Genomic DNA, 19,108 nt, shown 5'->3' on the forward strand with positions numbered 1-19,108 from the left:
CCCGGTCAGCGGGCCTCCGCCGCAATGGGTGGGGGTGGGCAGCGGTCCGTCACATCGGCGGTTAACCTCTTGCAACTCGTCCACTGCAATCCAGTGAGCCGATGTCGCAACCACCGGGGAGAGGACTGAACACGGGTGGCCGGATTTCTGTTGCGGCGGTTGGTCAACTACGTGGTGCTCGCCCTCGTGGCGACGTTCCTCGCGTTCACGTTGGCCTCCGCCACCTTTGACCCGATCGGGGTGTTGCAACAACGCAACCCACCGCCCCCGGCGGCCTCGATCGAGGCGAAGAAGAGGGACCTCCACCTCGACCAGCCGATCCCGCAGCGGTTCGTCACCTGGATGGGCGGGGTCGTCCAGGGCGACTTCGGTCGCACGATCACCGACCGCCCCATCACCGACGAGCTCGGCCGGCGCATCGGCGTGAGCCTGAGGCTGTTCCTGCTCGGCATCACGATCGGCATCCTCTTCGGCGTGCTGCTCGGCGTGGTGAGCGCGATCCGGCAGTACAAGTTCAGCGACTACTTCGCGACCCTGTTCAGCTTCATACTGCTGTCCACGCCGGTGTTCGTGCTGGGCACGCTGCTGAAGATGGGCGCGCAGGGGATCAACGACTCGATCGGCTCGAACGTGCTGATCTTCGTCGGCGAGACGACACCGGGCTTCCAGGGCAACTGGTTCGAGCACCTCGGCGACCGGCTGCAGCACCTCGTCATCCCGACGCTCGCGATCGCGCTCGGCCAGATCGCCTACTACAGCCGCTACCAGCGCTCGTCGATGCTCGACGTGCTCGGCAGCGACTTCCTGCGCACCGCCCAGGCCAAGGGCCTGACGCGCCGCAAGGCGTTGTTCAAGCACGGCCTGCGCACCGCGCTCATCCCGATGGCGACGCTGTTCGCGTTCGGGTTCGGCCTGCTCGTCGTCGGTGGCACGTTCACCGAGCGGATCTTCGGCTGGTTCGGCATGGGTGACTGGCTCGTCACCGGCATCTCGGCGCAGGACACGAACATCACCGCCACGGTGACGCTCTTCGTCGCGGTGTGCGTGCTGTTCTCCGGCTGGCTCGCCGACGTGCTGTACGCCGCGCTCGACCCCCGAATCCGCGTGAACTAGGCAAGGTGACGACGACGTGACCGTGATCCTCAACGAGGGCGACTCGGCGGGAACCACCGGCGCCGCCTCCGGCAGCCCCGTCGACGCCGCGCCCGACCCGGGCAAGGCGATGACGCGCGGCAGGCTCGTGCTCATCCGCTTCGCGCGCAACAAGCTGGCGCTGGTCGGCCTGGTGATCATCGTCGGGATGTACCTGATGGCGTTCGTCGGCCCGCTGCTGTCGAAGTGGACCTACGACCAGCAGGACTACTCGGCGTTCCTCGAGCCCCCCTACGCCGACCACATCTTCGGCACCGACAAGATCGGTACCGACATGTTCGCGCTCACCATGCGCGGACTGCAGAAGTCGTTGGTCATCGGCTTGCTCGTGGCGCTGATCTCGACCACCGTCGCGGCGATCGTCGGCGCGGCGGCGGGCTACTTCCTCGGCGTCGCCGACAAGGCGCTCATGTGGGTCGTCGACCTGCTGCTGGTGCTGCCGTCGTTCCTGATCATCGCGATCCTGAGCCCCTGGTTCCGCGGCAAGTCGTGGTTCCTGCTGGTGCTCATGCTCGCGGCGTTCCAATGGATGATCACCGCCCGGATCGTGCGCGGCATGACGCTGACGCTGAAGGAGCGCGAGTTCGTCAAGGCGGCCAAGTTCATGGGCCAGCCCGCGCGCAAGATCATCGCCAAGCACATCGTGCCGAACATGGCCTCGCTGCTCATCATCGACGCGACCATCAACGTCGGGTCCGCCGTGCTCGCCGAGACGGGCCTGAGCTACTTCGGGTTCGGCGTCCAGTCGCCCGACGTCTCGCTCGGCACGCTGATCGGCGGCAACGCCGAGTCGGCGACCACCTTCCCGTGGCTGTTCCTGTTCCCGGCGGGCTTCCTCGTCGTGTTCGTGCTGGCGGTGAACTGGGTGGGCGACGGGCTCCGCGACGCGCTCGACCCCACCTCCACGCGCGTGCGCCGCAAGGAGAAGAAGAACACCAAGGAGAAGGCCGCCTGATGACCACCTCGGAGCTCCAGTTCGACACGCCTTCCGACCGTGTCGTCGAGGGACCGGTTCTGCAGGTCGAAGACCTCCACGTGTCCTTCCCCAGCGAGGCCGGCCGGGTCCAGGCCGTGCGGGGCCTGAGCTACTCGGTCTCGCCCGGCGAGGTCCTCGGCATCGTGGGCGAGTCCGGTTCGGGCAAGTCCGTGTCGTCGCTCGCGGTCATGGGCCTGCTGCCGTCCTCGGCGCGCATCACCGGGTCCATCAGGTTCCAGGGCCGCGAGCTCATCGGCCAGAGCGACACCGAGCTGTCGAAGATCCGCGGCCGCCGCATCTCGATGGTGTTCCAGGACCCGCTGTCCGCGCTGACGCCGGTCTACACCGTCGGCGACCAGATCGCCGAGGCGATCCTGGTCCACAAGAAGGGCTCGGTGTCCAAGGCCGCCGCGGCCAAGCGGGCGGTCGAGCTGCTCGACCTCGTCGGCATCCCGAACGCCGCCGAGCGCGCCAAGGCGTTCCCGCACGAGTTCTCGGGCGGCATGCGGCAGCGCGCGGTGATCGCGATGGCGATCGCCAACGACCCGGACCTGATCATCGCCGACGAGCCGACCACCGCGCTCGACGTGACGGTGCAGGCGCAGGTGCTGCAGCTGCTCGAGACCGCGCAGGAGGTCACCGGCGCGGGCATCGTGATCATCACCCACGACCTCGGCGTCGTCGCCGGGTTCGCGGACCGGCTGATGGTCATGTACGCGGGCCGCGCCGTCGAGACCGGCCTGGTCGACGACATCTACCAGCAGCCGCGCATGCCCTACACGCTCGGACTGCTCGGCTCGATCCCGCGCCTCGACGTCAGCGAGAAGCAGGCGCTGGTGCCGATCAAGGGCCAGCCGCCGTCGCTCACGGACCTGCCCCCCGGCTGCCCGTTCGCGCCGCGCTGCCCGATGGTCGTCGACGCCTGCCACACCGCGGAGCCGCCGCTCTTCGACGTGGACGGCTCGGCCGAGCACCGCGCCGCGTGCATCCGCACCAACGAGATCGCCGCGACCGACGCCGAGGGCGCCGAGGCCGCGGTCGAGATCTTCGGTGCCGAGGTGGCGGACGACCCCGAGGTCGCGAAGATCCCGCGCGAGCAGCGCGAGACCGTGCTCGAGCTCGACCAGCTCGTCAAGGAGTACGCCGTCAACAAGGGCGTGGTGTTCAAGCGCCGCGTCGGCACGGTGCACGCCGTCGCGGGCATCTCGTTCGACATCCGCGAGGGCGAGACCCTCGGCCTCGTCGGCGAGTCGGGCTGCGGCAAGACCACGACGCTGATGGAGATCCTCAACCTCCAGAAGCCCATGAGCGGCGAGATCTCCGTGCTCGGCACGAAGTCGTCCGAAGTGGACAACAAGCGCCGCTTCGCGATCCGCCGCGACATGTCGGTGGTGTTCCAGGACCCGATGGCGTCGCTCGACCCGCGCCTGACTATCCACGACTGCATCGCCGAGCCGATGCAGGTCCACGGCTACTCCAAGAGCGAGATCAACCGGCGCGTGCCGGAGCTGATGCGGCTCGTCGGCCTGCGCCCCGAGCAGCTCTCGCGCTACCCCGGCGAGTTCTCCGGCGGTCAGCGCCAGCGCATCGGCATCGCGCGGGCGCTCGCCCTCGAACCGAAGCTCGTCGTGCTCGACGAGCCGGTGTCGGCCCTGGACGTCTCCATCCAGGCGGGTGTCATCAACCTGCTGGAGGAGCTCAAGTCCAAGCTGGGCCTGGCCTACCTGTTCGTGGCGCACGACCTGTCGGTGGTGCGGCACATCGCGGACCGGGTGGCCGTCATGTACCTCGGGAAGATCATCGAGATCGGCGAGGTGGACTCGGTGTTCGAACAGCCGCGCCACCCGTACACGCAGGCGCTGCTGTCGGCGATCCCGATCCCCGATCCCGTGAAGGAACGCCAGCGGGAGCGGATCATCCTCACCGGCGACCTGCCGAGCCCGGCGAACCCGCCGTCCGGCTGCCGGTTCCGCACCCGGTGCTTCCTGCACGCGTCGCTGCCGCCCGAGAAGCAGCGCACGTGCATCGAGGTGGAACCACCGCGCGAGGTCCAGGCCCCCGATCACGAGGCCGCCTGCCACTTCGCCCAAGTCCGTCAGGTCCTCTGATGCATCCGTCGCAGCAGAGGACCTACGAAGGAACAGTGTCCCCGGCAACTGGTGTCCGGGCACGAGGGAGGTTCACGACAGTGAGTCGACGTACCACGGTGGGAGTGTCCGCGCTGGCCGCGGTCGTCCTCACGCTTACCGCGTGTGGGGGGCCCAGCAACAACAACGGCAACTCCGGCCTCAAGGGCGCGGACAACGCGATCGGCCAGGCGGACATCAACCCGCAGGACGCGTCGAAGGTCAAGGACGGCGGCGAGTTCCGCTGGCCGGTCGACCAGTTGCCGGACAACTGGAACTACAACCAGCTCGACGGCACCAACGCCGACGGCCGCCGCATGATCGACACGATGATGCCGAACCTGTGGAAGCAGAAGGCCGACGCGACCTTCGAGATCAACAAGGACTACCTCGAGGACGCGAAGCTCGCCTCCTCCGAGCCGCAGGTCCTCGAGTTCAAGCTCAACCCGAAGGCCAAGTGGTCCGACGGCACCGCGCTGTCGTGGCAGGACTTCGAGGCCATGTGGAAGTCGCTGAGCGGCGCCGACAAGGCCTTCGAGGTCGCCGGCACCACCGGCTACGAGGACATCGAGAAGGTCGAGAAGGGCGCGACCGACCAAGAGGTCAAGGTCACCTTCAAGAAGAAGTTCGCCGAGTACAAGGGCATGTTCTCGCCCCTGTACCCGAAGTCCATGTCCTCGGTCGCCGAGGAGTTCAACAAGGGCTGGGCGGACGCTCCGAAGGTCACCGCGGGTCCGTTCAAGGTCGGCACGATCGACCGCACCGCGAAGCTCGTGACGGTCGTGCAGGACCCCGCCTGGTGGGGTGAGAAGCCCAAGCTGGAGAAGATCACCTTCCGCCAGGTCGACCGCCCCGCGCTCGCGGACGCGCTCGCCAACGGCCAGATCGACTTCTTCGACATCGGCTCGAGCGTCGACAACTTCACGCGCGCCAAGTCCATGCAGGGTGTGACGATCCGCCAGGCGATCACGCCGGACTACTCGCACATCACCTTCAACGGTGCGGACTCCTCGATCCTCAAGGACCCGAAGCTCCGCGTCGCCCTGATGAAGGGCATCGACACCAAGGTCATCAGCAAGGCCCTGCTCGGCCAGATGCTGAAGGGTGACGCGCAGGTCACCGGCAACCACTTCTTCCTGCTGGGTTCCGCGGGGTACAAGGACAACTCGGCCGTCGCCGCGTTCGACAAGGAAGTCGCGAAGAAGCAGCTCGACGAGCTGGGCTGGAAGCTCGAGGGCGAGACCCGCAAGAAGGACGGCAAGGAGCTGCTGGTCCGGTACGTCATCCCGACGCCGAACCCCATCTCCGACCAGATCGCGAAGCTGACGCAGTCGCAGCTCAAGGAGATCGGCGCCAAGGTCGAGATCCAGGCCGTGCCGTCGACCGACTTCTTCAAGCAGTACGTGAACGTCGGCAACTTCGACATGACCGGCTTCCGCTGGCTGGCCTCGGCCACGCCGGTCTCGGACAGCAAGGGCATCTACTACCTGGACCCGGCCAGCACCAACCAGAACTACGGCCGCATCGGTTCCGAAGAGGTCAACAAGCTGCTCGAGCAGGCCGTCGGCGAGCTCGACGACACCAAGCGCCTCGAGATCGCCAACGAGGCCGACAAGAAGATCTGGGAGCTGGGCCACCAGCTGCCGCTCTACCAGCTGCCCGGCGCGGTCGCGGTGAAGAGCAACGTCGCCAACTTCGGCGCCGTCGCGTACGCGAACCGTCCGTACGACTACATCCACATGGGCTTCACCGAGTGATGTAGCTCCTCCGGCAGTTCCGCCGACGGCCCGGCAGGCTTCACGCCTGCCGGGCCGTCGCGCGTCTCGGTTACGATGGCCGGGCGATGACCTCCCAGACCTCACAGCCCGTTCGCGCACTCCGCCACGGTGCTCTCGCGACCGCTGTCGTGCTGTTCGTGTGCCTCGTGGTCGCCGTGCTCTCGTGGCTGTCCTATTCGGAGGATCGCGCGCTCCTGTCGTCCCTCACCGCCCGCGAGGTCGGCGAGGTCGTGTCCTTTTCGGACGGTGCGGTCGAGGTGCGCTGGCCGTCCGGGACCGCCCGGGTCGCCCACGAGAACGGCGACCGGATCGTCGGGAGGCAGACGCAGGTGGCGTTCGACCCGGCGAACCCCTCCCGCGCGGTGATCCCCGGCGCGGACGTGCTGGTGGAGACCGACAGGGCGCTGGGCGGCGTGACGTTCGCCGTCGCGGTGGTGCTGCTGGTGCTGGTCGCCGGCGCGGTGCGGGTCGTGCTGTCGGCGCGGGCCGCTCGTGCCGCGCCCGTCACCGCGTCGGTGCGGCGGATCCGGCTGCGGTCGGGCCTGATGGTGCGGTCGTGGCTGGAGATCGACGGGCCGGTCGAACGCTGGCTGCCCGTCTACTACGACCCGGTGCTCGTGACGCTGCCGTCGCCGGTGTCGGTGGAGCTGCGCGGCGGCCGGGTCGCCGTGGCCGGCGGGGTGACGCTCTACCCGTCCGGCCGCCCCGTGACGAAGCACCCGCGCGGCCGCCGTCTCGACAACCCCGCGCGGCCCGACCCGGAGACGCGGGCGCCGCGCGGGCTGCTCGCGCAGCTGCGCGTCGACGCCGTGTTCATCGTGCCCGCGCCGTTCGTCGGCCTGTTCTGGGCGTACGTCGACGGCAGCGGGTTCGTCGGCTGGATCACCGCCACGGTGGTCGCCGCCGCGCTGGGCCTGTGGTGGGCGGCGTTCCGGGGTTCCGACCCGTCGTAATGCTTCACCCCTGACGAACGACCTCCTCTCATAGGAGGCCGTTATGACCCACGTCACACTGCGCATCCACGAAGACGGCGCCGACGACGAGCGCATCGAGCAGCTCACCGCCTTCCTGCGGTCGGAGCTCCAGGACTTCGCACCCGTTCCCGGAGCCGCCGGCGAGGCTCCCGAGGGCTCCAAGGCCGTCGACTGGAACGAGCTCGGCACGCTGCTCACCACCGTCTCCCAGTCCACGGTCCTGGCGGCGCTGATCAACGCCGTGTCGGCGTGGCTCGGCCAGCGCCGCGAACGTTCGGTGACCGTCGAGGCCGACGGCGACGCGCTGGAGCTCACCGGCGCGCCCACCGAGGAGGAGCTGGCGCGCCGTTCCGCGTGGCTCGGCCGCCACCTGCACCGCTACGCGCTGATCATCGCGAGCTACGAGTTCGCCGACCCGGGCCTGTCCTCGCTGCGCGCGCCCGCCCACGACGCCGCCCGCCTGGGCGAGGTGCTGGCCGACCCGAACGTGGGCGGCTTCCACGTGCGCACCCTGATCAACTCCTCGGCCTCGGAGATCACCGAGGCCGTGGACGACTTCTTCGCCGACCGCGAGCCCGACGACCTGTTGGTCCTGCACTTCTCCGGCCACGGCGTGAAGGACGAGGCCGGCGAGCTGCACTTCGCCACCTCCAGCACCAAGCTCGCCCGCCTGGCGGGCACCGCCGTGGCCGCGGACTTCGTGGCCCGCCGCATGAACCGCTCCCGTTCGCGCCGCATCGTGCTCCTGCTGGACTGCTGCTACTCCGGCGCGTTCGGCCGCGGCATGGTCGCGAGGGCGGGCGGCGCGGTGAGCCTCGAAGAACACTTCGGAGGCCGCGGCCGAGCCGTCATCACCGCCTCGTCGTCCATGGAGTACGCCTTCGAGGGCGCCACCGTCGCCGACACCTCCGAGGGCGAACCGTCCGTGTTCACCGCGGCCCTGGTCGAGGGCCTGGAGTCCGGCGACGCCGACCGCGACAACGACGGCCACGTGGGCCTCGACGAGCTCTACGAGTACGTCTACGACCGCGTCCGCCGCGTGACCCCGCACCAGACCCCGGGCAAGTGGATGCTCGACGTCCGCGGCGACCTGCGCATAGCCCGCCGCGCCCGCCCGGTCTCGGTCCCCGCCGCCCTCCCCGCCGAACTGCAGGACGCCCTCGACCACGCGCTGCCGGGCGTGCGCGCGGGCGCCGTCCCGGAACTGCGGCGGATGCTCTCGGTGGCGCACGAGGGCCGCGTGCTGGCCGCGCGCCTGGCGTTGCGGCGGCTGACGGAGGACGACAGCCGGATGGTGGCGGCCGCCGCGGCCGAGGCACTGGGGGAGAAGCCGCGGAAGCCTCGCCCCACTTCCGAGAAGCCGAAGCCGGTCTCACCCCCGCCCGTGGCGCCCCTGCCCGTAGCGTCGCCACCGCCCTCGCACACCGGCACACCGGTCGCGGCCCCCGCTGCCGGACAGTTCCTCGCCGTACTGCCGCGCCTCGGTGCGGGCCTCGCCCTGGCGCTGCTGGTCATCGGCCTGGCGACGGTGTCCGGAGGCGTCCTCGGCAACCTGGGCGACACCAGCCCGCACACCTTCGTGTTCGCCGCCGTGTGGCCGTGGGCGCTGGTCGCGGCGGTGTTCGCGATGACGTGCTGCGACCACCCGTGGGTCCCCGGCGCAGCCCTCGGCCTGCTGGCCGGCGTGACCGGACTGCTCAGCGGCACCGAGGCCTTCACGTGGATCGCCTTCGGCCTGGCCGCGGTGGTGCCGGCCGTCGCCGCCACCTCGTCGTCGTGGCTCGGGATCGCCGGGGGCGGGCTGGGTGCGGTCGGCGTCTACGTGGTGGCCGCGTCGGCTTCGGACCTCGTGTCGATCAACGGCGACGCCGTGGACGTGACCCTCGTCGTGCTGGCGGTGGCTCTGACGTGTCTCGCGGTGTTCCGCCTGTGGCGTGACCGGGCGTGGCCGGGAGGTGTCGCGCCGGGGCTCCTGCTCTTGGACGCGGTGCTGATGCTGACGGCCGAGGTGCCGCCGTACGTCACGCACGCGAGCCTGGCGGCGCTGGTGGTGGTCCCGCTGATCGTGGTCCTGACGGGTGGGATGGCCAGGTTCGCCGCGTGCGCTGCCGTGGCGGCCGGGCTGGTCGTGCGGGCCAACGACTTCGTGTCCGCTTCAGAGCCGACGTTCGTCAGCGTGGCGCACGTGACGTTGCCTTTGGCGGCGGCGGTGATCGCCTACTTCGCGCGTGGCCGCTGAGTGGGGTGGCTGAGCTGGGTGCTGGCTGGGCGGGGAGCTGTGGTGGGTCGGCGTCGCGTGCGCGGCTCGGGTGGGCGGTGGGCAGGTGTCGCGCGCACGGCTGGCGCTACGCGCACGGCTGTTCTCGTGTCGAAGGCGCGGCATGGCGCGCACGGTTTGCGTCGCGCGCACAGCTCGGTTGGAGCAGAAGGCAGGCGTCGCGCGCACGGCCTCCGCTGCGCACACGGCTGCCATCGCGCGCACGGCCTCCGCTGCGCGCACGGCCTCCGCTGCGCGCACGGCGGACATCGCATGCACGACCGCCATCACGCATGGTCGTGCACCCCGGCGCAGCCCCACCCGCGCGACGCGGAGCCGCCCCGCCCCTTACCCCTGCCCCTCGCGCTCCCGCTTCCGCCGCTTCCCCTCATGCATGGCCACGACCCGAGCCACCGGAATCATGTGCCCCTCAGCGATCAGATCCGCGGGCAACCGCTGCGCCCCGGGCATCAGCTCACGCCAAGGATCCCCCTCGAACCGGGACCGGACGGTGAAATCAGCGGGCGTGACGTCCCGCAACGACTCCCAAGGCACCGGAAACGAGATGGGCAGGCCCTCGCGCAACCGCGGGCTGTAAGCGGCCACCACAGTGGCGCCCCAGGCACGCGTCGAGTCGAGGAACACCTTGCCGCCCCGCTCGGCGCGGATGTAAGCCGTGGTCGCGAGGTCCGGGTCCAGTTTCTCCGCGCGGGCAGCCACGGCACGGGTCGCGGCGGCCACGTCGTCGGGGGAGTGCTCCTCCAGCGGCACGAAGACGTGCACGCCCTTGGCGCCGCTGGTCTTCACCAGGCCCTCCAGCCCGGCGGCCGCCAGAGCCTCCCGGATCAGCAGGGCCGACGACACCACGACGTCGAAGCCGGCGCCCTCGGGCGGGTCCACGTCGAGCACCATGTGGGTCTGGTGGTGGTCGTCGCCGAAGTGGTCGCCGAGGTAGAGCGGCACGTGGTACTCGACGGCGCGCTGGTTCGCGAACCACATCAGGGTCTGCTTGTCGTCGCACACGGCGTAGCGGATCTTGCGGTGCGACGCCTCCGCCCAGACCTCGACGGTCCGCACGTGGTCAGGTGTGTACTTGGGGACGTTCTTCTGCATGAACGGGTCCTGCCCGCGCAGGATCCGCCACACCGACAGCTGCCGGCCGGCGAGCACCGGCACGAACCTGTCGGCGACGAAGTCCAGGTACTCCACCAGGTCACCCTTGAGCAGGCCGCCGAAGAGCGGCTGGTCGAGCGACGAGAACTTCAGCGGGCTAGTGCTCATCGGGAACCTCGAGTTCGTCGCGGGCGGCCCACTCCAGCAGCGGCTCGATCGACCAGACCGCGTCGTCGATGCCGGCGTGCAGGTCGCCGAGCTCGGCGAAGCGCTCCGGCACGGTGGCGATCGTGAAGTCGCGCGGGTCGACGTCCGGGATCTCGTCCCAGCGGATCGGCGTCGACACCGTCGCCTCGGGAAAGCCGCGCACCGAGTACGCGCTCGCGATCGTGCGGTCGCGCGTGTTCTGGTTGTAGTCCACGAAGACCAGCGCCGGGTCGCGGTCCTTGCGCCACCACGCGGTTTCCACGTCGTCCGGCGCGCGGCGTTCGACCTCGTGCGCGAACGCCAGCGCCGCCTTGCGCACGTCCTGGAAGCCGAAGTCCGGCTTGATCCGCACGTAGACGTGCAGGCCCTTCGACCCGGACGTCTTCGGGAACCCGACAGCCCCCAGCTCGGCCAGCACCTCCCGCACGACGCCCGCGACCCGGCGCACGCGGTCGAACGTGCACGTGGGTCCGGGGTCGAGGTCGATGCGCCACTCGTCGGGCTTCTCCGTGTCCGCCGCGCGCGAGTTCCACGGGTGGAACTCCACAGTGGACATCTGCACGGCCCAGATCACGTCGGCGAGGTGCGTGACGCTGAGCTCGTCGGCGTGGCGGTTGTAGCGCGGGAAGTGCACGCGCACGGTCCGCACCCACGGCGGGGCGCCGTTCGGGAGCCTCTTCTGGTGCACCTTCTCGCCCGTGACGCCCTCGGGGAAGCGGTGCAGCATGCACGGCCGTTCCCTCAGGGCGCGGACGATGCCGTCGCCGACGGACAGGTAGTAGCGCGCGAGGTCCAGCTTCGTCTCGCCGCGAGCGGGGAAGTAGACGCGGTCGGGGTTGGAGATCCGCACGACGCGGTCCTCCACCTCGAGCTCCACAGCCGGGGACTTGCCCATGCGCCCAACCTAACCGTTGCGCGGCGTTTCCTCAGCGCAAACGACGCTTGCACCGGCATGGCGTGGGTAGTTTGCTGGTGTGGATCTCTTTTCGCGAGCGCTGGGGGCGCTTCTCGGAGCGGTGCGCGACCTCGGCGTCGACGACTTCGCCCGCCCGTCCGGCTGCGACGGCTGGCTGGTGCGCGACCTGGTGTGCCACCTCGTGATCGACGCCCAGGACGTGCTGATCACGCTGGTGACGCCCACCGCGGACCCCGTGACGCACGACGAGGTGACGTACTGGAAGGTCTCGCACGAACCCGCCGCCGACGACCCGCTGGCCGCGCTGACCGTGCGGCTCGCCGCCGCGTACGGCGAGCCGTGGATGCTGAAGCACCACGTCGGCGACGTGGGACAGGCGGCGTTGCGCGCGGCCGGCCTCGCCGACCCGACGCTCAAGGTGAGCACCCAGGACAGGGTGCTGTGCACGGCCGGCTACCTGAACGCCTACGTCTGGGAGTGGACGCTGCACCACCTCGACCTGGTCGCGCACCTGCCGCACGTTGCCGGACCGCCCGCCGACGCGCTCGCGAGGTGCCGCGAGGTGCTCGAACGGGTCGCCGGGGCGTTCCCCGCGACGTGGTCCGACGTGGACGTGCTGCTGGTGGGAACGGGACGGCGCGCCGCGACCGCCGCGGAACGCGCCGAGCTGGGGGAACGGCGGATCCCGTACGTGCTCGGCTAGCGCGGCAGGGGCCCGGTCAGCTCTCCTGCTCCTCGAGACGCGCCTTCTCCGCGAGACGGGCCTCCTCGGCCTTGAACTCCTTGTAGGTGGCGCGCTCGCGCACCAGCCAGTCCGGGTTCTCGTCCTTGATCGCGTTGATCTGGTCGGTGGTCAGTGCCTCGGTGATGCCCGCGCGCACGAGGGCCGACGTCGAGATGCCGAGCTTCTGCGCGATGAGCTGCTTGGGGTGCGGGCCGTTGCGGCGCAGGTCCGCCAGCCACTGCGGCGGGTTCGCCTGCAACTCGTTCAGCTCGTCGCGCGACACGACGCCCGCCTGGAACTCCTCGGGCGTCGCCTCGAGGTACACGCCGAGCTTCTTGGCGGCGGTGGCGGGCTTCATGGTCTGCTGCGACTTCATGCGGAAAGGGTAACGGGCTCGTCCGGTAGCCTCAGCACGTGACCGGATCGTTCACGCTCGCGTACGTCCCAGGCGTGACGCCGGGCAAGTGGGCACGGGTCTGGCAGGACCGCCTGCCGGAGACCGAGCTGACCCTCGTCCAGGTGCCCGCCGCCGAGGCCGCGGGCAGGGTGCGGGCGGGCGAGGCCGACGCCGCGCTGCTCAGGCTCCCCGGCGACCGGGAGGACCTGCACGCCATCCCGCTCTACACCGAGACGACCGTGGTCGTGTTCCCGAAGGACCACGAGTTCGCGGCCGCCGACGAACTGTCCCTTGTGGATCTCGCGGGGCACGTGCTGTGGCAGCCGCTCGACGACACGCTCGAGTGGGACGTGGTGCCCGGGCAGGCGCCCGTCGAACGGCCGGAGTCCACCGCGGACGCGGTCGAGATCGTCGCGGCGGGCGTGGGGCTGCTGGTCGTGCCGCAGTCGCTGGCGCGCCTGCACCACCGCAAGGACCTGAAGCACGTGCCGCTGACGGACGCGCCGCAGTCCCGCGTCGCGCTGTCGTTCCCGATCCGCGACGAGAACCCCGAGCTGGTCGAGCACCTGATCGGCATCGTGCGCGGCCGCACGGTCAACAGCACCCGCGGACCGGCGCCGGAACCCGCCGGGAAGCGGCAGCAGGCTCCCCGGCAGCCGGCCAAGCAGCAGCAGCGACGGGGTGCCGCGTCCCAGCCCAAGCAGAAGCAGCAGGCCAAGCGCGCGAAACCCCGCCGGGGCCGCTGAGCCGGCACCACCGGGTCCGGAGCCGCCGGACTACTGGTTCCGGGCGGAGATCTGCTCGCGCAGGCGGTCCTCCTGGGCCTTGAGCTCCGGCGTGAGCGCCTCGCCGAACGCCTCGTCGCCGTGGACCTGGCGGATCTCGACCTCGCCGTTGGTGAACGGGGCCTTCTTGAGCCACTCGACGGCGTCCTGCAGGCTCGGCAGTTCCCAGATCCAGAAGCCCGCGATCAGCTCCTTGCTCTCGGTGAACGGCCCGTCGACGACCGTCGTCGCACCTTTGCCGTCGAACGCGACCCGCACGCCCTTCGAGCTGGGGTGGAGGCCGTCGCCCGCGAGCATCACGCCGGCCTTGACGAGCTCCTCGTTGAAGTCGCCCATCGCGGCGAGCTCCTCGGTCGTCGGCATCACGCCGGCCTCGGTCTCCGGGGTGGCCTTGACGATGACCATGAACCGCATCTCGATCTCCTCTGCCTGGTGCGTCCGGTGCGTTTCCACCCCTGCGTCGATCGGCGGCCCGGCCGTTTCGACCGGCGGAGCGGATATGTGACCGGCGTCACGGGGTTAGTGTGGAAGGCATGCGCGAAGACGTCGACTGGATCCTCGAGAACTGCCAGGTCTGGGCCATCGTGGGGCTCTCGGACAACCCGTCCCGCGCCGCCCACGGCGTGGCCCGCTTCCTGCAGCAACGCGGCAAGAAGATCGTGCCGGTGCACCCGTCGGCCGAGACCGTGCACGGCGAGCCGGGCTACGCGTCCCTGGCCGAGATCCCGTTCGAGGTCGACGTGGTGGACGTGTTCCGCCGCTCGCAGGACGCGGGCCAGTTCGCCGACGAGGCCGTTTCCATCGGCGCGAAGGCCGTCTGGTTCCAGCTCGGCGTGGTGGACGACGAGGCGTACGAGCGCACCCGCGCCGCGGGGTTGCGCATGGTGATGGACGTTTGTCCCGCGATCGAGTGGCGCTCCCGTTGAACAACTGGCTAACCTGCCTGGGTAGTTCTCGGACACCTGGGGGTTCCGAGGGCCGAATCAGCCTGGGGGGCTTGGTTTCGCATGCTCGTCGACATCACGGCGCTGCGACCCGCGGACTCGCCGCGGACTCGTGGCCACAACGATGATTTCATCCGTTCGCTGGCGTCGTCCGGCGCCCACCTGCCACCGATAGTGGTGCACCGCTCGACGATGAAGGTCGTCGACGGGACCCACCGCCTGAAGGCCGCCGTCCTGCGCGGCTGCCGCTCCGTCGAGGTCGAGTACGTCGACGGCCCCGTGGAGGACCTGTTCGGGCTCTCCGTGTCGCTGAACCTGGCGACGCTCTCCACCGCCGACCGCGAGGCCGCCGCCCGGCGTCTGCTGCGCTCGCACCCGCAGTGGTCGGACCGCGCGATCGCCGCCGTCACCGGCCTGGCCGCCAAGTCGGTCGGCGTCCTGCGCCGGGCCGTCGGTGGCCAGGCCGCCGTCCGGGTGGGCCGGGACGGCAAGTCGCGGCCCGTGAACTCCGCCGCGGGCCGCCGCCTGGCCGGGCGGCTCGTCGCCGAACGGCCCGACGCGTCGTTGCGCGACATCGCCCGTGCGGCCGGGGTGTCGCCGGGAACCGTGCGTGACGTCCGGCGGCGGCTGAGCGCCGGACTGGACCCCGTGCCGGAGCGGATGCGGGCCGCCGAACGGGCCGAGGCGGTGCTGCCCGCGGGACGGACCGAGGTCCGCGATCCCGGGGCCACCCTGCCGATCCTGCGCCGGGACCCCTCGCTGCGCTTCAACGAGCACGGGCGCCTGGTGCTGCGGTGGCTGGAGGCGCACGCGGTGTCTTCGGGGGAGTGGGCCGCCGTGGTGTCCGGGGTGCCCTCGCACTGCCGTGAGCTGGTGGCGGACATGGCTCGCGGGTGCGCCGAGGCGTGGGTGGAGATGGCGGAGGCGCTGGAGCAGGAAGGACGGCGGACCGCGGTCTAGGTCGCCCGGTGGCGGCGCCGTGCAGGCCGATCAACGACGATTGGCCTGTACAGCCCAACCCCGTGGAGAAGGAAGCCACAGGACTCATGAAGGTTGTGCACCGCGTGTTCGCCTTTCTGCTCGTCCCGTTCCTCGGCTACCTGCTCGGCGCCACGATCTTCAACTTCTTCTGGGACAAGGCCGCGCCCGGCGACCTGTCGAACGCCACGCTGGTCGCGGTGGCCAAGTCCTGCGAGCGCCAGGGGCCCGTGGCCCTGCGGGGCTTCGGCTTCTACCACGAGTGCCTGGTCGAGCTGCGGGCCAAGAGCGGCACGACGAGCACGTCGACCGTGACGGGCTGGCTCGGCCCGTCGGACATCGGCGAGGAGTACGCCGCCCACACCCAGCGGCGGTCGCAGGTGCAGCCGGACGAACGACCGCAGGTCTTCGTCGGCTGGTTGTGCACGTTCGTCTTCGCGATCCTGTTCCTCCTCGCGTGGGCGAAGATCGCCGTTCCCGCCTTCCCGGAACGGCACCAGACGCTGCCCGACACGCCGTCAACAACCTGATTGGTCACTACACCTGGGCGAAGAGGATCTCGCTGATCTCACCGGCGACCTCGCGCCCCGCCGCAGGACGCAGGCGGGACAACAACCTGCTGAACGCCGTCAGGTCGATGTGGACGGTGGCGGACCGCACCTGCCGGATGTCGTCCAGCAGCTCGACGACCAGCGAGCAGGCGTGGTCCACGTCGCCCGCCTCGGCGTGGGCCAGGGCGCGGCGCAGGCCGAAGCGGGTCCGGGCGCGCAGGGCGGCGGGTGCGATCAGCGGCATCTGCGCGTCGAGGATGGCCGCCGCTTCGGCGTGCCGGCCCAGGTCGTGGAACGACCAGGCGCGGGCGATGGCCACCTGGTCCACGAGGCTGGTTGTGCCGTAGGGCGAGTCGCTGACGGTCCGCTGCAGTTCCGCTGCCCGGTCCAGGGCTTCCTGGCAGCGGTCGGCGACCCCGGCGAGGGCGAACCCCTGGGCTTCGCGCTGGGCGGCGACCGCTTTCACGGCGCTGGAACGGGATTTGGCCGCTTTGCGCGCGTAGCGGACGGTGGCGTGGGCGTCGCCCCGGTAGAGGGCGAATTCCGAGGCCCGCACGTAGGCGTAGGCCTCCAGGTCGAGGTCGCCGCCTTTGTGCGCGTAGTGCACGGCGAGTTTCGTCAGTTCCGCCGCCGAGGCGTCGTCGCCGCGTTCCTGTTCCATCCAGCCCGCGTATTCCGCGTACTTCGCCGCGAGCAGCCACAGGCCCCGGCCGAGGGCCGGGTCGTCGGCGGAGCGGGCGAGGGCGCTCAGGGCCTCCACCTGGGGGCGCAGGCTCGCCAGGACCAGCTCGGGGCTCAGGCGGTGGCCGAGGGCGCGGTGGTGGTCGAACATCGAGTCGAAGGTCAGCAGGGTGCTGTGGTCGCTCTGGACCGGCCGGGCCGGGGCGTCGGCCAGCTCGATCAGACGGCCGCCGGCGTCGAGGGCCGCGTCGAACAGCTTCGCCATTTCGGGATTCGGGTTGACCTGGCCGCGTTCGATCTTGCTGAGGTGTCCCTTGCTGTACGGTACGAGGCCGGTCATCTGGCTCAGCGAGTACCCGCGCTCGTTGCGCAGGCGGCGAACCTCCTGGGCGAACGTGGGCGACAACGGCTTCACCCCCTCCGCCCGGAAGTGTGGGGGCCGTCAAACACCCGAATGCGCAATGTCCATTTTTTGGCCGTTGATTGACGATCAACTGGGAGCAATCGGAGCGGTTGCCGGTGGTTCCATGTGAGTCATGGTGATGACGCGGTCCGACGAGGCGGCTGGTGTGGTGATGGTCTGGCAGCGCTTGGCGACCAACGTGGTCCACCGGTCGCAGTGGTTCGAGGTTCGCTCCGACAGCGTCGTCAGACCCGACGGCGGGCACGGCACGTACACGCACGTGGTGGCGCCGGGATCGGTCACGGTCCTCGCGATCCAGGACGACGACCACGTCGTGCTGACCCGCCAGTGGATCTACACGCACGGCGGCACCGAGTGGCGCCTGCCCGGGGGTGCCGTCGACGAGGCGGACGACGACCCGCTGGCCGCGGCACGCCGCGAGCTCGCCGAGGAGACCGGCCTGCGCGCGGCCACCTGGGAGCGGCTCGGGCAGATCCACGGGGCCGACAGCCTCAGCAACCACGTCGACCACATCTTCCTGGCCACGGACCTCACGCAGGGGGAGCCGTCGCTGGAGCCCGGCGAGGCCGACCTGCGGGTGCGGACGATGCCGTTCTGCCACGCCCTCGACCTGGTCCGGCAGGGCATGCTCCCGCACGCCGGCAGTGCGCACGCGCTGCTCGTGATGGCACTGCGCCGCACTGCTCAGAAATAGCGTTTCCAGGGTTTCCTCATTGCGGAGGAAACAGGAAACCCGTTCTCATTCGACTGGCGGAAAGCCACTCTTGGTGCATCGGCGAGAACATCAGCCCGATAAGCCAGTCAGAATGAGGAGGTGAATTTCTCGATGAGAATGATCTGCTCACTCGCCACCGTCGTGAAAGTTGCCACGATCTGCCTTTTCGTGGGATTCATGGCCGGCAGTGTCTTCATCGCGACGGTGCTCTGACTCGACATCGGGCTGCGGTTCTCCCTGACCATCGGAGGGAGGTGTCAGCCGTGGAACCGCACTTCTGCACCGAGATGATCTGACCGTCTCCGGCTATCCGCGTGGCGTCCACTGCACGCCGTAGCCGCGGCCCTGACGAGGATGTGGGAACTGCACGTCGATCTCACCGATCTCGTCCAGCGGCAGCGTTTGCGGCCAAGGCGTCAGGTCATCGGTGTCGCGTGCGAGGGCTTCCTCGACGCGCCACACCGACGCCGGGAGGTCGTCCCGGTCGAAGCGCACGCGCAACCGGAACGACTCGCACATCCGCTCCGGCCAGAACACGTAGGTCGGACGCATGGACTGTCCTCGTGGCACCCGCACCTCGAGTGCGAACTGGTGCGTTTGTCCCGCGTTGAGGGGTCGGGGCAACCGCAGCTTCATCAGGAAACGCCGTGGGGACGGACGTTCGTGGCCGATCAGCTCCACCCCGTGCAAGACCTCCACGTCCAGGTCACCTGGAGCGCCGTCGGGCGTGGGGGCGGGGATCGTGATCGACCACGCGATCTCGTTGACACCATCGGTGTCCGCCACGACGGTCCGGCGCTCGGTGCACGCGGGCGTCGGGCCGTCCAGCTTCAACAGCGCGTCGAACTCCTTGACGTGCCACAGTTCCGACGGCGTCATGTGCGTCGTCGTAGGGGCCGGCTGCAGCGCAACCTCCACCAGGCGCTGCAGCCCGGCATCCATCCTCCTGCGCACTGTGCGCGCACCGCGGTCCTGTTGCCGTGCAAGCCATTCGATGCGTTCGTTGAGGAACCGGAACTGCGCTTCGTCGTGCAGTCCGAGAGGTGCCAGAACGGCGTTGCGGACCTCGGCCGGAAAACCGCGCACCGCGTTCACCACCCAGTCGCGCAGCCTCGTCCGCACGGCTTCCGCGCCGTCTGTCTCGGTGATGCCGCACACCTGGCGCAGCGCCGGTCCGACGTGGAAGTCGACACCGGGGGTCTGCACACCGCGCCCCCGGCACAGGGTGCGCAGTTCTTCCATGAGCTGCTCAGGTGAGACAGGCATCCGTCCTCCGCGCGGAAATGCTTTGCCGGGCATGTCGGGCTTACCTGATCGGACGTTACCCCCGGTGCACCATCCGGGTGAACGTGAATTCCGGCGCCGAAAGGATTCTCCCAGCCGTCCCGCTGGATGATCACCGCCGAACGA

General features: G+C 70.0%; 18 protein-coding genes. 12 read left to right on the top strand and 6 right to left on the bottom strand.

The features are described 5' to 3' along the window. Positions 1 to 135: 135 nt before the first annotated feature. The 6 genes from L6E10_RS13010 to L6E10_RS13035 all read left to right on the top strand — a co-directional run bounded on the left by L6E10_RS13010 (position 136) and on the right by L6E10_RS13035 (position 9,245). Positions 136 to 1,113: an ABC transporter permease gene (locus L6E10_RS13010; RefSeq protein ID WP_090097828.1), complete on the top strand. Its 978-nt coding sequence runs from the start codon at positions 136 to 138 to the stop codon at positions 1,111 to 1,113. A 16-nt stretch (positions 1,114 to 1,129) separates the two neighbouring features. After that, positions 1,130 to 2,107, top strand: a complete 978-nt coding sequence (locus L6E10_RS13015; RefSeq protein WP_236219766.1) for an ABC transporter permease — start codon at positions 1,130 to 1,132, stop codon at positions 2,105 to 2,107. After that, positions 2,107 to 4,236 carry an ABC transporter ATP-binding protein gene (locus L6E10_RS13020; protein WP_236219767.1) on the top strand — a complete coding sequence of 710 codons (2,130 nt, stop codon included), beginning with the start codon at positions 2,107 to 2,109 and terminating at the stop codon, positions 4,234 to 4,236. The genes L6E10_RS13015 and L6E10_RS13020 overlap by 1 nt, the downstream gene beginning before the upstream one ends. 80 nt (positions 4,237 to 4,316) lie before the next feature. Next, positions 4,317 to 6,011 carry an ABC transporter family substrate-binding protein gene (locus L6E10_RS13025; RefSeq protein ID WP_236219768.1) on the top strand — a complete coding sequence of 565 codons (1,695 nt, stop codon included), beginning with the start codon at positions 4,317 to 4,319 and terminating at the stop codon, positions 6,009 to 6,011. 86 nt (positions 6,012 to 6,097) lie between these two features. Next, positions 6,098 to 6,985 (top strand): hypothetical protein, encoded by an 888-nt coding sequence (locus L6E10_RS13030; protein ID WP_236219769.1) that lies wholly within the window; start codon positions 6,098 to 6,100, stop codon positions 6,983 to 6,985. Between the two features lie 43 nt (positions 6,986 to 7,028). Continuing rightward, complete coding sequence (locus tag L6E10_RS13035; RefSeq protein ID WP_236219770.1) at positions 7,029 to 9,245, top strand: caspase family protein; 2,217 nt, start codon at positions 7,029 to 7,031, stop codon at positions 9,243 to 9,245. A gap of 366 nt (positions 9,246 to 9,611) precedes the next feature. Here L6E10_RS13035 and L6E10_RS13040 read toward each other — a convergent pair whose 3' ends face one another. Then, complete coding sequence (locus L6E10_RS13040; RefSeq protein WP_236219771.1) at positions 9,612 to 10,544, bottom strand: DNA polymerase domain-containing protein; 933 nt, start codon at positions 10,542 to 10,544, stop codon at positions 9,612 to 9,614. Beyond that, entirely contained in the window at positions 10,534 to 11,478 is a 945-nt protein-coding gene (gene ligD, locus L6E10_RS13045; protein ID WP_236219772.1) for a non-homologous end-joining DNA ligase, read from the bottom strand. The genes L6E10_RS13040 and ligD overlap by 11 nt, the downstream gene beginning before the upstream one ends. 79 nt (positions 11,479 to 11,557) lie before the next feature. On the opposite strand from ligD, the gene L6E10_RS13050 reads away from it, so the two are divergent. Next, positions 11,558 to 12,202: a maleylpyruvate isomerase N-terminal domain-containing protein gene (locus tag L6E10_RS13050; RefSeq protein WP_236219773.1), complete on the top strand. Its 645-nt coding sequence runs from the start codon at positions 11,558 to 11,560 to the stop codon at positions 12,200 to 12,202. A 16-nt stretch (positions 12,203 to 12,218) separates the two neighbouring features. Here the strand turns inward: L6E10_RS13050 and L6E10_RS13055 are convergent, their stop codons facing one another. Then, complete coding sequence (locus L6E10_RS13055) at positions 12,219 to 12,581, bottom strand: DUF5997 family protein (RefSeq protein WP_236220110.1); 363 nt, start codon at positions 12,579 to 12,581, stop codon at positions 12,219 to 12,221. 56 nt (positions 12,582 to 12,637) lie between these two features. On the opposite strand from L6E10_RS13055, the gene L6E10_RS13060 reads away from it, so the two are divergent. Then, positions 12,638 to 13,366 carry a LysR family transcriptional regulator substrate-binding protein gene (locus tag L6E10_RS13060; RefSeq protein WP_236219774.1) on the top strand — a complete coding sequence of 243 codons (729 nt, stop codon included), beginning with the start codon at positions 12,638 to 12,640 and terminating at the stop codon, positions 13,364 to 13,366. A 30-nt stretch (positions 13,367 to 13,396) separates the two neighbouring features. Here L6E10_RS13060 and L6E10_RS13065 read toward each other — a convergent pair whose 3' ends face one another. After that, a complete protein-coding gene (locus L6E10_RS13065; protein ID WP_236219775.1) occupies positions 13,397 to 13,819 on the bottom strand; it encodes a YciI family protein in 423 nt (140 codons plus the stop codon). Between the two features lie 119 nt (positions 13,820 to 13,938). Here L6E10_RS13065 and L6E10_RS13070 point away from each other — a divergent pair, with 119 nt between their 5' ends. From L6E10_RS13070 to L6E10_RS13080, 3 genes are all read left to right on the top strand, one after another. Further along, positions 13,939 to 14,331: a CoA-binding protein gene (locus L6E10_RS13070; RefSeq protein ID WP_236219776.1), complete on the top strand. Its 393-nt coding sequence runs from the start codon at positions 13,939 to 13,941 to the stop codon at positions 14,329 to 14,331. Positions 14,332 to 14,412: 81 nt separating this feature from the next. After that, on the top strand, positions 14,413 to 15,309 hold the full coding sequence (locus L6E10_RS13075) for a ParB N-terminal domain-containing protein (RefSeq protein ID WP_090097838.1): 897 nt from the start codon (positions 14,413 to 14,415) through the stop codon (positions 15,307 to 15,309). A gap of 104 nt (positions 15,310 to 15,413) precedes the next feature. After that, positions 15,414 to 15,857 carry a DUF6346 domain-containing protein gene (locus tag L6E10_RS13080; protein WP_236219777.1) on the top strand — a complete coding sequence of 148 codons (444 nt, stop codon included), beginning with the start codon at positions 15,414 to 15,416 and terminating at the stop codon, positions 15,855 to 15,857. Between the two features lie 7 nt (positions 15,858 to 15,864). Here the strand turns inward: L6E10_RS13080 and L6E10_RS13085 are convergent, their stop codons facing one another. Further along, entirely contained in the window at positions 15,865 to 16,965 is a 1,101-nt protein-coding gene (locus tag L6E10_RS13085) for a helix-turn-helix transcriptional regulator (protein ID WP_236219778.1), read from the bottom strand. Between the two features lie 130 nt (positions 16,966 to 17,095). Here L6E10_RS13085 and L6E10_RS13090 point away from each other — a divergent pair, with 130 nt between their 5' ends. After that, a complete protein-coding gene (locus L6E10_RS13090) occupies positions 17,096 to 17,677 on the top strand; it encodes an NUDIX hydrolase (protein ID WP_236219779.1) in 582 nt (193 codons plus the stop codon). A gap of 327 nt (positions 17,678 to 18,004) precedes the next feature. Here the strand turns inward: L6E10_RS13090 and L6E10_RS13095 are convergent, their stop codons facing one another. After that, positions 18,005 to 18,964: a hypothetical protein gene (locus L6E10_RS13095; RefSeq protein WP_236219780.1), complete on the bottom strand. Its 960-nt coding sequence runs from the start codon at positions 18,962 to 18,964 to the stop codon at positions 18,005 to 18,007. Positions 18,965 to 19,108: the final 144 nt, after the last annotated feature.

The organism is Lentzea sp. CC55, assembly GCF_021056325.1.
GTDB lineage: Bacteria > Actinomycetota > Actinomycetes > Mycobacteriales > Pseudonocardiaceae > Lentzea > Lentzea jiangxiensis.